At 55.3% G+C, this 13,655-nt stretch carries 11 protein-coding genes; 4 read left to right on the forward strand and 7 right to left on the reverse strand.

What is annotated here, in order from left to right:
- Window positions 1-2: 2 nt before the first annotated feature.
- The 5 genes from LX66_RS01530 to LX66_RS01550 all read right to left on the reverse strand — a co-directional run bounded on the left by LX66_RS01530 (window position 3) and on the right by LX66_RS01550 (window position 8,925).
- Window positions 3-1,448 (reverse strand): FGGY-family carbohydrate kinase, encoded by a 1,446-nt coding sequence (locus LX66_RS01530; RefSeq protein ID WP_145710131.1) that lies wholly within the window; start codon window positions 1,446-1,448, stop codon window positions 3-5.
- Window positions 1,445-2,449 carry an NAD(P)-dependent oxidoreductase gene (locus LX66_RS01535; RefSeq protein WP_145710132.1) on the reverse strand — a complete coding sequence of 335 codons (1,005 nt, stop codon included), beginning with the start codon at window positions 2,447-2,449 and terminating at the stop codon, window positions 1,445-1,447. The genes LX66_RS01530 and LX66_RS01535 overlap by 4 nt, the downstream gene beginning before the upstream one ends.
- Before the next feature lie 97 nt (window positions 2,450-2,546).
- Window positions 2,547-3,836 carry an MFS transporter gene (locus LX66_RS01540; RefSeq protein ID WP_211365927.1) on the reverse strand — a complete coding sequence of 430 codons (1,290 nt, stop codon included), beginning with the start codon at window positions 3,834-3,836 and terminating at the stop codon, window positions 2,547-2,549.
- Between the two features lie 107 nt (window positions 3,837-3,943).
- On the reverse strand, window positions 3,944-5,686 hold the full coding sequence (locus tag LX66_RS01545) for a RagB/SusD family nutrient uptake outer membrane protein (protein ID WP_145710133.1): 1,743 nt from the start codon (window positions 5,684-5,686) through the stop codon (window positions 3,944-3,946).
- A gap of 8 nt (window positions 5,687-5,694) precedes the next feature.
- Window positions 5,695-8,925 (reverse strand): SusC/RagA family TonB-linked outer membrane protein, encoded by a 3,231-nt coding sequence (locus tag LX66_RS01550; protein ID WP_145710134.1) that lies wholly within the window; start codon window positions 8,923-8,925, stop codon window positions 5,695-5,697.
- Window positions 8,926-9,330: 405 nt separating this feature from the next.
- Between LX66_RS01550 and LX66_RS01555 the strand changes: the two genes are divergently transcribed.
- From LX66_RS01555 to LX66_RS01570, 4 genes are all read left to right on the forward strand, one after another.
- Window positions 9,331-10,095 carry a DeoR/GlpR family DNA-binding transcription regulator gene (locus LX66_RS01555; protein WP_145710135.1) on the forward strand — a complete coding sequence of 255 codons (765 nt, stop codon included), beginning with the start codon at window positions 9,331-9,333 and terminating at the stop codon, window positions 10,093-10,095.
- A gap of 95 nt (window positions 10,096-10,190) precedes the next feature.
- Window positions 10,191-11,312 (forward strand): GNAT family N-acetyltransferase, encoded by a 1,122-nt coding sequence (locus LX66_RS01560; RefSeq protein ID WP_145710136.1) that lies wholly within the window; start codon window positions 10,191-10,193, stop codon window positions 11,310-11,312.
- A gap of 131 nt (window positions 11,313-11,443) precedes the next feature.
- Window positions 11,444-11,854 (forward strand): hypothetical protein, encoded by a 411-nt coding sequence (locus tag LX66_RS01565; protein ID WP_145710137.1) that lies wholly within the window; start codon window positions 11,444-11,446, stop codon window positions 11,852-11,854.
- Window positions 11,855-11,880: 26 nt separating this feature from the next.
- The gene (locus LX66_RS01570) at window positions 11,881-12,852 is read left to right on the forward strand and encodes an aldo/keto reductase (RefSeq protein ID WP_145710138.1); all 972 of its coding nucleotides are present in this window, start codon (window positions 11,881-11,883) and stop codon (window positions 12,850-12,852) included.
- A 6-nt stretch (window positions 12,853-12,858) separates the two neighbouring features.
- Here the strand turns inward: LX66_RS01570 and LX66_RS01575 are convergent, their stop codons facing one another.
- Window positions 12,859-13,122, reverse strand: coding sequence for a DUF6755 family protein (locus LX66_RS01575; RefSeq protein WP_145710139.1), 264 nt, complete (start codon window positions 13,120-13,122; stop codon window positions 12,859-12,861).
- A gap of 12 nt (window positions 13,123-13,134) precedes the next feature.
- Window positions 13,135-13,647, reverse strand: a complete 513-nt coding sequence (locus tag LX66_RS01580) for a Rieske (2Fe-2S) protein (protein ID WP_145710140.1) — start codon at window positions 13,645-13,647, stop codon at window positions 13,135-13,137.
- Window positions 13,648-13,655: the final 8 nt, after the last annotated feature.

Below are 13,655 nucleotides of genomic sequence, written 5' to 3' on the forward strand. Positions count from 1 at the left end.
ACCTAATTCATGTTCCTGAAATAGCTGCGGGTCTTTTCCCACTCGGCGTACAGGCCGGCGTAATGCGCCGTTTCCTGCGGGCATACCGCTTCTATGCGATCGTCCATTTGCGCCTCCACCTGCAGGGCTTCATTGCAGATCAGCGCGCCGCCAATAGCGGAGGACTGCTGGTAGCCGCTGCGCAGTTGCACCTTTTTGCCGGTCAGGTTGGCGATGAGCTGGCGCAGCGTCCTGCTCTGCAAGCCGCCGCCGCAGCCCCAGATATAGTCCGGCCGGTGGCCGGCCACTTCCGCCAGTATGCGGTAGTTCTTCACAATGGAGCAGGCAATGTCCAGCATGGTGGCCCATACAAAGGAGCCGCGGGTGAGCAGGTGCGATACCGGGGCCGGGAAGATAAAGCCTCCGCGGGTGAGCGATACTTCTTCATCCGCCAGCAGGGAGCCCAGCGAGGCCATGCAGAAGGTGTGCGTATTTTCCGCCAGCTCTTTTTCTATCACGGCATAGTCCTCGTTCGGGTAAAAGATCTCTTTCAGGCGCTGGTAGTTCAGGCCCGTTACGCCGGCATTGGCCTCAAAGATGAAACGACCGTTCTCTATATCGCGGCTGGTCCAGGTACGTTCCTCCTCATCCAGCGTGTAATCGCCGGTAAGCTTTACAATGGGCGTAGTGGTGCCGGATACGATCACCATATCCTCTACGGCCGGGCGGGTACTTTTGATGGCCAGTTGCGTATCGCCGCCGCCCACCACTATCTTCACCCCTGCCGGCACGCCCAGTTGCTGCGCTACTTCCGGCAGTATATTGCCCAGCACCGTGGCCGATGCCGCCAGCTCCGGCAGCAGGGCCGGGTCCAGGCCAAACACCCGGCACAGCGCGGGCGACCATTGCCGCTGCGCTACATCGTACAGCAGTGTTTCCGATGCCTGGGAATGCTCGTAGCGGGCCAGGCCGCTGAACTTGTATTCTACCCAGTTGCTGATGCTGAGAAAAGTGGAACAATTTTGCCACAAGCCCGGTTTCCGTTCGCGGATGCCCACCAGCTTCAGGGCGGAGAACAGCGAGGTAGGATAGCGCCCGGTCATGCGGTATACTTCGCTTTTATCCGGGATCATACTTTCCCATTCCCGGCCCCGGTGGTCGATGTTCGGCAGGCCGGCCAGCGAGCGTCCATCTGCGGAAAGCAGCACAATGCCTTCACGCTGGCTCGTAGCTGTAATGGCCTTTACCGCGGCTCCCGGTACCTGCTCCAGCACCTGTGCGGCCAGGCGCAGCACCTGCTGCCAGAGCTGGTCCGGGTTAAACTGCAGGGCATCGGGATACAACGGATCTTTCTCATACTGTATATCTTCGCGGGCCACGCCCAGCACCTTCCCTTCCGGAGAGGCGGCGGCCACGCGCACATTGCCTGTGCCGATGTCTACAATGATATATGCACCCTGTATGGTCATTGGAAATGGACTTTTAGCAGTTCTTTATTGGCCAGCTCAGCTACCTGTTTGTTACCGCCGGCATACCACTGTAACAATACCCTGTTCATGATCTCCACGTGATGGTCCTCTACCTCGAAGGTAGCGCCGGCAATATGCGGTGTGGCAATAACGTGGGGGAGATCAATGATCCGGTAATCCAGCGCGTCCGGCGGCTCGTTGTCGAACACGTCCAGCACGGCGCCGCGGATGGCCTTTGCTTCCAGCACCTCCAGCAGGTCCTGCCGCTTTACTACGGCGGCGCGGGCGGTGTTGACAAAAATGGCATCTTTTTTCATCATTTTCAACAGGCGCCCGTCTATCATATCGCGGGTCTCCGCGGTGACGGGCAGGTGCACGGATACGATGTCAGCCGTGGAAAATACTTCCTCCAGGCTGCAGGAACGGCAGTGCTTATCGTAGTGCTTCACATACGGGTCAAAGAACAGCACCGGGCAGGGGTATGGCTGCAGCAGCCGGGCTATCAACTGCCCGATAGCGCCAAAGCCTACCATGCCGATGGTTTTGCCGGCCAGCTCGTTGCCTTTGAAATGCAGGTAGGAATCGTGCGCGCCTTCCTGCCACTGGCGGCCCTTCAGCCAGTCTATGCCGGGCAGGGTATTGCGCAGCAGCATGGTGACGTTGGAAATGAACATTTCCGCTACGGCCTGCGCATTGCGGGCGGGAGTGTAGAACACCGGGATGCCCAGCTCCGTAGCCGTGGCTACCGCTACATTGGAGGGCGTACCACGGCATACGCCGATGAATTGTAATTTAGGTACGGAGCGGATCACCTGCTCCGTTACATGGTCATGTTCCGTGATCAGCGCTTCCGCCCCGGTGGACAGGAGCAGCTCCCCTATCTCGGTTTCATTGTAGGCTCTGCCGTTAGGCTTCCAGGACCGGTATACCACTTCCCCGAATTGTTGTTCCAATGCTTTCAGGCCGCTTTCATGATAAGGCGCTGTGATCAATATTCTCATCTTTTAACGTTTGTTTTTGGCTATGTTAATTGAGCCAAAAGCTGAAAGCAAAAAGCCGATTAACTCGCAGATATCCGCGGCAACCAGCTTTTTGCTTTCAGCTTTCGGCTTTCTGCAATTGTAAATCCTCTTCATATAAAAGGGTCTTTGCATTATCCGGCAGCGTGATGAACCGGGTCAGCACGGCGCTGACAACATATAGGATGGCCAGTATCCAGATCACGCCGGCCTCGCCCAGGCTGCCGATGAACAACCCTACAATGGCGGGGCCTACAAACACGGGCAGCCCCGCGCCTAAATTGAGGATGGCCATGGCGGCTCCCTTATCTTTCTTTACCAGGGAAGGCACCAGGGCGGACAAAGGCACATAGCCTGCCAGGAAAGCGCCCCAGAGCACGCCGGCGGCCATCACCATCCAGAAATTGCCGCCCCATAGCTGCGGCGCGTAATAGAACAACAGGGTGGACACGGCGCATCCCATACCGCCAAACCACATCACGGTATTGCGCCAGCCCAGCCGGTCGCCTACAAACCCGAAGATGAGGTTGAACACGATATTGGCCGTAAAGATGGTGCCCCATATCTGCAGCCATTGGGTAGTGGAAAAGCCGTGCCGCGCCATGTACATGGGCAGGAACACGGGAAAGGCAAACTGCGCGGTGGTGTTGATAATACGCACAATGCCGCCCAGCAATACCTTCGGTTCTTCTTTTACAATGGTGAGCCCCTTGACCAGCTCTTTGGTTTTGGATTCGCCGCCGGCCTGCCGGCTGATACGCCCCCTGTTGAGCACCAAGGCAAAGAAAGCGCCCAGCAAAGACCAGCACAGGGAGGTCCACAGCGTATTGAGGTGGCCAAAGCGCTCTATGGCCCAACTGGAATAATAAGCGCCCAGCACATTGAGCCCGCCGGTAAATACAAACCAAAACCATCCCACGGCACGCCCCAGTTGCTGGCGGGGACTGCTGTACGCGATCCACACCAGGAAAGAGTAGGCAAAAAGCGGGTACCCGAAGCCGCGCAGGGCGTAGGTAAGCAGCATGGCGGGATAGTTGAGCCCCGGCAGGCCGTAGCCTACAAAGCCTACTGTGCCGGCCATGTACAGCAGCAGGCCGGCCAGCATGGTGCGCTTTACGCCGTAGCCTTCCGCCAGCACACCGGAAAACCAGGCGGAGATGGCAATGGTAATGCCATAGGCAGTGAACAGGGTGGCGGATTGCTGTACTGACATACCGCGGTCTATCAGGTAAGGGCTCAGCCAGCCCTGTTCAATGCCGTCGCCCATCATGAAGATCATGATGCCGACGTAGCCCCATAGCAGTTGTCGTGGAATGCCCGCTTTATCGAAAAGCGAGGGCGGTAACGTGGAATGGTTGTTGAACGTCATAAATGCGTTGTTTTTGTGAAAGGAGAAGGGACAAGGGAGAAAGGAAAAGGGGAGCGAGCCTATTCCTTATTTCGCAGCTTTCTCCCTTGCCCCTTCTCCCTTTCCCCTTAATTCGTCCAGCCGGGATTCTGCTCCAGGTTGCCGTTCAGTACGATCTCGTTGTACGGGATCGGGTAAAAATATTTATAGTCCTCGTACTTCCGCTGCAGGTTGTCAAACAGCACCAGGTTGCCGCTGCTGCCGCCGGTGAGCTTGAACTGCACATTGTCTACCAGGAAATAATACACGCCCGGCACTTTCTGGGCAGGAATGCTTTCCACGAAAGATACATCCATCTTGCCGTCCTCGTTCAGGTCCATCAGCGTATTGAGCGCAGGCACATACATGCCGTCATACTGGTTCTCCAGCAGCTTGCCGGCGCGCCAGCGTTTCAGGTCGTCGTAGCGGAAGCCTTCCAGGGCCAGCTCTATGCCGCGCTCCCGGCGGATCTCCAGCAATACCGGGTCTGTTATGCCCGGGAAATAATTTTGCTGCAGGTAAGTATCTGCCGTGGCGGGGAAAGGCGCGCTGCTGATACCGGCCCGCTGGCGCAGCCTGGCAATGGTGGCGTCCCAGTCCGCAGTTGTGAAAGTACCTCTTTCCGCTTTGGCCTCCGCATAGTTCAGCAGCACTTCCGCATAGCGGACCAGCGGCAGGGAATTGTAGTTCTCCGCCACACCGTCGGTCGCCCTGGAGTCCAGGGTGAGCTTGATGGGCATATAACCGGTATAGGTATACGTAAAGTCCGGGGGAGCAATGGCGCCATCCCGGGTGTAGTCGCCCATGCGGATGGACTGCTGCAGGCGCAGGTCGCGGTCCTTCACTTCTTCCACAAAGGGAATGCTGTTGTAGCCGGCCTGCGCGGTAAAGGGCGTGCCGTCTGTTTTCAGGTAGGTATTGATGAATTTCTTGATAAAGCTGAAACGCCCGCCATAGGTGGCGCTGGTCCAGTACCAGTTGGCATCGTTGAACACGCGCAGGCTTTTGCTGTTCACAGCGGCCAGCAACACTTCGGTGCTGTTGGGCGTTTCATTCCTGAACAGGTTGCGGTAGTTCTCACCGGCATCCCCGCTGGTCAGCAACTGGTATTTGTTGCCCTGTATCAGCTCGTCTGCTGCGGCAATGGCCTCATCCAGCCACTGGTTTGCCGTACCGGCCAGGCCCAGTTGCGGCTGGTATTTACGGAAGGTGCCTTCAAACAGGCATACCCGTGACTTAAAGGCCAGGGCCACCCAGCGGGTCACCTGGGATGCGCTGTTGTCCTTTGCATCGCGCAGGTGGGCGCAGGCATAATCCAGGTCGGCCAGCACGCTGTCCATTACCAGCGTGCGCGGGTCGCGGGGCTTGTAAAGGTCCGGGTCGTTCACGTCCAGCGCTTTGCCGTACCAGGGCACGTCGCCAAACTGCTTCACTTTGTCAAAATAGAACCAGGCGCGGAAAAAGCGGCCCAGGCCCAGGTAATGCTCCAGGGCTTCCGTAGGTATCTGCGCCTGCCCGGCATGCTCCAGGAAATAGTTCACCTTGCGCAGGTCGCTCCAGCTCCAGCCGCTGGCCTGCGTAGGGCCAAAGCTGCCGTAAATATAGTTGGAAGGCGTTCTGCCCACCAGGTAGTCGCTCAGTGCGTCTCCCCGTACAATATCGCTGCCATCGGGCAATATCAGGTAAAAGGAGTTGGCGTACAGTTGCAGGTCCTTTTCCGTATTGAAGGCGTTCTCAGGTGACAGCTTATCGAATGGTTTCAGGTCCAGGTCATGATCACAGGCCGTGAACAGCACCATTGCCACCAGTATATATAAAAGATGTTTTTGCATGATCATTGTTATTTAAAAGTGACATTGATCCCAAAGGTGTACGTTTTCAGCATCGGGTAGCTCATACCGTTACCCGCACCGGCGGCCAGTTCCGGGTCGGCTCCTTCTATCACTTCCGGGTCCATTGTTTTTACGTGTTTGTACATCGGAGTCCAGGTCCACAGGTTCTGACCGGTGAGGTACACGCGCACATTGGACATACCGGCACGGGAGATAAGCGAAGCCGGCAGGTTGTAGCCGATGCTCAGGTTCTTGAGGCGGACATATGCCACGTTCTGCAGGTACTTGCTTTGCACTACCCGCAGCTCCGCGCGGGAGTTCAGCGCCGTATAGCCGCGCAGGCGCGGGAAGTAGGCGTCCGGGTTCTCTTCGGACCACATATTTTCCACCACATCCACGGGCTGCCAGCTATAGGGACGGTTATACGGGCCCCAGAACAGGGAGTTGTCCGTGCCCGGCCAGAAATCCCGCTTGCCTACACCCTGGAAGAACACTGACAGGAAGAAGCCTTTCCAGTCCATATTGGAGGACAGGCCAAACTGGTAGCGCGGCGTAGTGTTGCCGATCACGGTACGGTCGCCGGGATCGGAAAGCGAGCCGGCGCCTTCGGTGATCTTTTTATCACCGTCCAGGTCTTTGAACTTGATGTCGCCGGGCAGCGGCTTGTTGGCGGCGGATACGCGGATAAAGCTCTGGTCAATGCCGCGGGTATCCACTTCATGCTGGTCTTTATAATAGCCTTCGGTCACAAAGCCCCATACATCGCCCACCTTCATACCTTCATAATAGGTATCGATCAGGCCCAGCGGATTATTGAAGCGGGTGATCACGCTCTGGTTGTCTGACAGCACCAGGCGCACATCATAGCCAAAGGCATTGCGGCCCTTGCCACGGTTGCGCCAGCCGATGGACAGCTCCCAGCCCTTGGTTTCCAGGTCGGCGTAGTTGCCTTTGGGCTCGGTAGCGCCGAATACGGAAGGCAGGGGCAGGCCGTCGGTAAACATGTCCTTAGTGCGGCGTATGTACCAGTCAAAGGTAGCCGTGAGCCGGTTGTCCAGGAAAGCCAGGTCCGTACCCAGGTTCAGCGTGGTGGCCTTTTCCCAGGTAAGCCCGTTGGGGATCACATTGGGCTGCTGCGTATAGTCGGGGCGTATGCCGTTGATCACGCGGGCCAACTGGTTTACGCTCATGGTCTCCAGGAACTGGTACGGCTGTACGTTCCCGTTGCCCAGGGTACCATAGGAGGCGCGCAGCTTCACGTCGGAAACGGCTTTGGGCGATATGTTCCAGAACTTTTCCCGGGATACGCGCCAGCCGGCGGAAGCAGAGGGAAAGAAGCCCCACTGCTGGGTTTGCGGGAACTTGGAGGTACCGTCATAACGGCCGTTCACCTCCAGCAAATAACGTTCATCATAGTTATAGTTCAGGCGGAAGAAACCGCCGATGGTCCGCCACTCGTTGCCGCCACCACGCAACGTATAGTTCAAACCGTTAGTGAGCGAGAAATCCGGCAGGGCAGTATTGATGATACCGTCGCGCTGCACATACCTGCTTTTCAGCAGGGAGTTCTCATAGTTATAACCGGCCATGGCCTTGAAGAAATGTTTGCGGTAGGTATGCTCATACTCTGCATACAGGTTGGCGGCCAGGTAGGTGGTCTTGTCGTCGTTCTCATTCAGCTTGCTTTCGCCGCGCTCCAGCATTACGCCGGGCTGCTTGCTGTAAGGCACCGGGGTATAGATGCGGGTTTCCACATCATTGAGCTTCCAGAAGGTGAAATCGCCGTTCAGGTGCACCTTGTTCCGGAGCAGGCTGGCGCGGAAGCGGGAGGTGTTGCGCACCTGGATACGGTTCAGCTCTGACTGGTTGTTGCCGGAAATAAAGCTGCCGAACACGATGGAGGCATTCTGTGTAAGCGTGCCGTCCGGGTTGCGCAGCATGGCAATGGGAAATGCTTCATCGGACACCCTTCTCCATACCGGCGTATTGTTGGGATGGTTCAGGATGGGATAGAAATAATCGGCTTGTGTAAAGCTCAGGTCATTTTCTATTTTCAACCAGGGAAACGCCTGTACGGAACCGCGCGCCCGGAGGTTATAGGTTTTAAAGTTATCAGGATTGTAACGGAAGATACCTTTCTGCGACATATAGCGGCCGGACAGGTAGTAGCCTACATTCTTGCTGCTGCCGGATACGCTCAGGTTGTGCTCCATAGATGGATTGAAATCAGCATACAGCTCTTTCATCCAGTCCGTGTTGCCATAATATACATATTCGCCGTTGGCAGGATTGATGTCTACCTTGGGCAGGGAAGGATCATCGTTCCGGCGTTTCAGCTCGTCCAGGTAATCTAACGAGAAGGGGAACACGGAGTTTACCTTCTGCGCGTGAGCAGCGTAATCGTTCCAGGAAGAATAGGCTTCATCAAAGGTTTTGGCCCACTGGTAACCATTGGTCACAAATTTGGGCTTGATGGTGCGCTCGTTCATGGAGAAATTGCCGGTATAGTTGACCACGGTCTTGTCCTTTGCCGGGCTTTTGGTGGTGATGAGGATCACGCCGAAGGTGCCCCTGGCCCCGTAGATAGCCGCCGCAGCGGCGTCTTTCAGCACGGTTACGCTGGCAATGTCGTTCGGGTTCACCAGGTTCGGATCACCGGGCACGCCATCTATTAATATGAGCGCGCTGCCGCCTGCGCCGATGGACGTAGTACCGCGCACGTTATAGTCCGCGCTGCGGGTAGGCTTGCCGTCCGTCATGCGGATGTTGAGGTTGGGTATTACGCCCTGCAGGCCGCGGGTAACGTTGGTCAGCGGCCGGTTCTCAAACACTTCGCTGCCCACCTGGTCTACCGCGCCGGTGAGGTTGATCTTTTTCTGGGTGCCGTATCCCACTACTACCAGCCCTTCCAGGTCTTTTGCAGTGGATTGCAGTTGAATGTTTATAGTATTACGGTTGCCAACAGGTACCTCCTGCGGCGCAAAGCCTACGAAAGAAAATACGAGGGTGGCGTCGTCGCCGGGCACCATGAGCTGGTAGCGTCCATGCTCGCCGGTGATAGCGCCGGTATGGCCTCCCTTTACCCTTACATTCACGCCAATGAGCGCTTCCCCCCTGTCATTGGTGACCAGTCCCCGCACCCTTCGCTGCGTTTGACCGTACAGTACGGCCGGCAGTACAAGCAGCATGATCCCCAGCATGTACCGCAGGCACATGTTAGTGCAGTTGTGCATGTTCATAGATGTGATGTTTGTTGTTGTTTAGTTTAGTTCAATTATCAATTATTGGTTCGTAGGTATGATAGCATCAGTCGGCGCCCGTGTACAGCAGGTGTGCGGGCTGATAGCGTATCAGTCGTGGAATTCGTATACTGTTTGAACTACTTTAAAGCGTCATTGCGAAAGTAGAAATTAAACCTAATTAAAGTAAATTAAATTAAAGTTAAGGAATTATTAAACACAAAATAAAGTTTTTTAAACATTTTTTACGCTTTCCGGGAAGCCTCCCTTTCCCGGTGGCATCTTCCCCTTCCTGGTATCCGCAAGCCCGCCCAGAAAAGGACCGAACAGATTATGCCCGCTTTCTGCGCGTAAAATTTTATATTTGATGAAAGATATTTTAACATAAATAAGAACATTGTCCTCATGAATATTACAGACCGGCACCAGTTCATCTTACAGCAATTGCAGGAAAACGGGAAAGTGGACATCCAGGAGCTGAGCGACGCCCTGCAGGTATCCGGGGTAACCATCCGCAAGGACCTCAAACTGCTGGAAGAGAAGAAACTGCTGTACCGCACCAAGGGCGGCGGCTCTACCCAGAACCCGTACACCATTGAAAAACCCATCAATGAAAAAGAGTTCATCAAAACAGAGGAGAAAAAGAAGATCGCCAAAGCGGCCGTGGACCTGATCGGGATGAACGACTCCATTATCCTCGGCTCCGGCACCACCGTATTTGAGCTTACGCACCTCATTCACCCGGCCAAGCACCTCACCGTGATCACCCCGGCGCTAAAAGTAGCGCTGGAGCTGTGCAACCGCCCATTTGTGGATGTGCTGCAGATAGGCGGGCTCATACATCCCAGCTCCTCCTCCGCCGCCGGCTCCTTTGCGGAACGGCTGCTGGACGACATTTCCTGCGGGATGATGTTTGTAGGCGTGGACGGCATTGATCCTGAATTCGGCCTGTCCATCACCAACCTGGCGGAGGCCAGCCTCATCATGAAAATGATCCACCTGGCGCAAACCGTGGTGGTAATGGCGGACAGCTCCAAATTTGACCGCCGGGGCATCGGCCGCATCTGCAGCCTGGAGCAGGTGGATTACATTATTACAGACAGGCTGGTATCGCCGGATACGGTCAGGATGGTAACGGAACGGGGCGTAAAAGTGATCATCGCGGAATAGCGGTCCATGTTAAGTATTGCGGAAAAAGTCAACCCGGATGAGCATAACTTGGGAATTATTCCTAAGTTCGTCCCCGGACCGACAGCGATCTTAAAATGGACCTGATAGCGATAACGAACAGACAGCAAGCCCGGAATTTCATCGACCTGCCCAAACAGTTATATAAAAACGATCCGAACTGGATCTGCCCGCTTGATAGTGATGTGGAAGCCGTGTTTGACCCATCCCGGAATACTTTCTTCTCCCACGGGGTATGTACCCGCTGGCTGCTACGGGATGACAAAGGCCAACTTGCAGGAAGGATAGCCGCATTTATTAACTATGAGAAGGCCGGTAAAAACCCGCAACCCACGGGTGGGGTAGGCTTCTTTGAATGCGTCAACGACCCGCAGGCGGCGCATTTGCTGTTTGATACCGCCAAAGCCTGGCTGCAGGAAAAAGGCATGCAGGCCATGGACGGGCCCGTGAACTTTGGCGAGAACGACAAGTTCTGGGGACTGCTGATAGACGGCTTTAAACCGCCCAGCCTGGGCATGAACTACAACCCGCCCTACTATGCCGCCCTGTTTGAATCCTATGGCTTCCGTAAACTATATGACCAGTTCACCAATTTCCTGGATGCTACGGTGCCCCTGCCGGAGCGCTTTACCCGGATTGCCGACCGGGTGCTGAAAAACCCGGGCTATACTTTCCGCCATTTCAACATAAAACAGTTCGACCAATTTGCAGCAGATTTCCGGGAGATCTATAATGACGCCTGGAGCGATTTTGAGAATTTTACGCCTATTGAGACCAGCACCATCCGGGAATCTTTCCGGCAGATGAAAGCCATCATGGATGAAAAGATCATCTGGTTTGCCTACCATGATGACGAGCCGATTGCCGTGGTGCTGTGCCTGCCGGACGCCAACCAGTTGCTGAAGCATGTAAACGGCCAACTGAACCTATGGGGAAAACTGAAGTTCCTCTGGTACTCCAAAACCACTACCATAGACCGCCTGCGGATCATTGTAATGGGCTGCAAGAAAAAATTCCAGCACCACGGTATTGAATCCGCGCTGATCCGTTGCCTGCAGAACGAAGTACTGCCCCGTAACGTGATCAAGGGCGTGGAGCTGGCCTGGGTAGGCGATTTCAATGATAAAATGCTGGCATTGCACAAAGCTACCGGCGCACGGCAGGACAAGATACACCGGACCTACCGGTGTGTTTTTTAATGCATTACATCGTTTCCTCAAAAATATCTTCCGTTGTCCCGTTCTGCTTCAACAGGCGAGGTTTTGGAACCTGCCGGGTCTGCGGAGCACACGTAATAATTATGTAATCTTGCAGTATAATCCCTCGAATTATGATAGAGGCAACCGACGTGCGCATTGGCAATATGGTATGGTATTACGATTATAATATGATCGAAACCGAATTCCGGGTGGAAGGGATACTGGACGGCTATATCTACAATTCCGGCCTGCCTAAAAGCAGGTTGCCGCTGGAAAAGGTGCATCCCATTGTCCTGGAAGCGGATCATTTGCTGCAGTTCGGTTTCCTGCCCGGCGAAAAGGAATATGGCGAGGATATCCATACCTATTCCTATAAGTACAACCACCGCAGCAGCATTTATATAAAGGATATGTCCGGCAGCTTTCAGCCGCTGACAGAGGCGCCCGGCGGACTGGCGCCCTACGGGCGGCCCATCCTGCACCTGCACCAGTTGCAAAACCTGTTCTATGACCTGACGCGGGAAGATATTTTTATTGGGTAAATTGTGCAACCAAAAAAACGAAACGTATGCAATACAGAACATTTGGAAGAACCGGGTGGAACATCAGCGAGGTAGGGTACGGCATGTGGGGCATGGCGGGCTGGACCGGCTCCGAGGAAAAGGAAGTGAACGCCGCACTGGACCGCGCCATTGAGCTGGGCTGTAATTTCTTTGACACCGCCTGGGCTTATGCCGACGGGCTGAGCGAAGAGATACTGAACAAAACACTGAAACGGCATCCCGGCAAAAAGCTGTACGTAGCCACCAAGATCCCGCCCAAAAACAGGAAATGGCCTTCCAAACCGCATTTTGCATTGCAGGATGTATTCCCGGCGGATTACATTATCGAATACACGGAAAAGAGCCTGAAAAACCTGGGCGTGGAAAGCATTGACCTGCAGCAATTCCATGTATGGGAAGATAACTGGGCGCAACTGGAAGAATGGAAAACAGCCACTACCAAATTAACGCAGCAGGGCAAGGTAAAAGCCTGGGGCCTGAGCGTGAACCGCTGGGAGCCGGACAACTGCCTGGAAACGATCCGGACCGGTCTCATAGACGCGGTGCAGGTGATCTACAACATCTTTGACCAGGCGCCGGAAGACCGTCTCTTTCCCCTGTGCCGTGAAAAAAATATAGGCGTGATCGCAAGGGTGCCGTTTGATGAAGGCACGCTCACCGGCACCTTCACGAAGGAAACCACTTTTCCCAAGGGCGACTGGCGGGCCAGCTATTTTGTGCCGGAAAACCTGCACTCCAGCGTGGAGCATGCGGATGCGCTGAAACCCCTTATTCCCGCGGACATGACCATGGCGGAAATGGCCCTGCGCTTTATTCTCTGCAACCGGGATATTTCCACCACCATTCCCGGCATGCGGAAAATAAAGAACGTGGAAGCCAACATGGCCTGCAGCGATGGCAACGGCCTGCCGGCGGACCTGCTGCAGCAGCTCAGGCAGCATCGCTGGGACCGCGAGCCTACGGAATGGTCCCAATGATATCCCTCAGGAACGCCTGTTGTATTTTTTGCCGGCGCCCCTGCCGGGTAAAAAATACAGCAGGCTACAACAAACCAGGAATAAAATAAAGGAAGCTACCAGCGCCGGTATGGCGATGCCTTTGTTATGCTCCAGCGCATTATTCAGGCCGCTGTATAACAGCCATATTTGTATGCTGACCAGCAGCAACTGCACCACGATAATGGCCAGTGTAAGCGTGCTGTTCTTATTGGGATGCGCCTGTTCCTGCGCGTTCCTGAAAGTGCTCATGACGTAAGAGATTTAACCGGCTTTTGTGCCCGGCCCCATTACAAAAACATCATTTCCTTCCTCCACCACCTGTAAGGCGGGCAAAGGCCGGGGCGGCGGCCCCTGGATCACTTCGCCGGTGGCGGCATCAAACCAGCCGTTATGGCAGGGGCATTCAATTTTGCCGGTACCTGTTTTATAGAATACCGCACAGGAAAGGTGCGTGCATTTCTGCTCATATGCTTTGAAGGTGCCATCTTCCAGGTGCAGCAGGATGTAGGGCACGCTGCTGCCCGGCAGCTGGAAGCTGCGCGTGCCGCCTGCCGGCAATTCATCTTTGCCACACACCCGGTACCGGCCTGCGGGCACGCCCGTACGGGGCCAGTAGGCTTTTGCCACTACGTAGGCGCTGCCGGTGACCATGGCGGCAGAGATCAGGCACAGCATGCGGGAAAACTCCCGCCGGGTCACCAGCCGGGCCTGGTCCTGGCGGTAAGGAAAATCGCGTTGCCAGTCCGGCATCATTTGTTCCTGGTCGGTTGCCATATACCCAA

This window comes from Chitinophaga japonensis, from assembly GCF_007830125.1.
GTDB classification, from domain to species: domain Bacteria; phylum Bacteroidota; class Bacteroidia; order Chitinophagales; family Chitinophagaceae; genus Chitinophaga; species Chitinophaga japonensis.

Bases quoted from the DNA above. Each gene is read 5' to 3' on its own strand.
- LX66_RS01555 (WP_145710135.1), top strand. From the start codon at position 9,331: ATGAATATTACAGACCGGCACCAGTTCATCTTACAGCAATTGCAGGAA.
- LX66_RS01535 (WP_145710132.1), bottom strand. From the start codon at position 2,449: ATGAGAATATTGATCACAGCGCCTTATCATGAAAGCGGCCTGAAAGCA.
- LX66_RS01545 (WP_145710133.1), bottom strand. From the start codon at position 5,686: ATGCAAAAACATCTTTTATATATACTGGTGGCAATGGTGCTGTTCACG.
- LX66_RS01560 (WP_145710136.1), top strand. From the start codon at position 10,191: ATGGACCTGATAGCGATAACGAACAGACAGCAAGCCCGGAATTTCATC.
- LX66_RS01565 (WP_145710137.1), top strand. From the start codon at position 11,444: ATGATAGAGGCAACCGACGTGCGCATTGGCAATATGGTATGGTATTAC.
- LX66_RS01575 (WP_145710139.1), bottom strand. From the start codon at position 13,122: ATGAGCACTTTCAGGAACGCGCAGGAACAGGCGCATCCCAATAAGAAC.
- LX66_RS01530 (WP_145710131.1), bottom strand. From the start codon at position 1,448: ATGACCATACAGGGTGCATATATCATTGTAGACATCGGCACAGGCAAT.
- LX66_RS01540 (WP_211365927.1), bottom strand. From the start codon at position 3,836: ATGACGTTCAACAACCATTCCACGTTACCGCCCTCGCTTTTCGATAAA.
- LX66_RS01550 (WP_145710134.1), bottom strand. From the start codon at position 8,925: ATGAACATGCACAACTGCACTAACATGTGCCTGCGGTACATGCTGGGG.
- LX66_RS01580 (WP_145710140.1), bottom strand. From the start codon at position 13,647: ATGGCAACCGACCAGGAACAAATGATGCCGGACTGGCAACGCGATTTT.
- LX66_RS01570 (WP_145710138.1), top strand. From the start codon at position 11,881: ATGCAATACAGAACATTTGGAAGAACCGGGTGGAACATCAGCGAGGTA.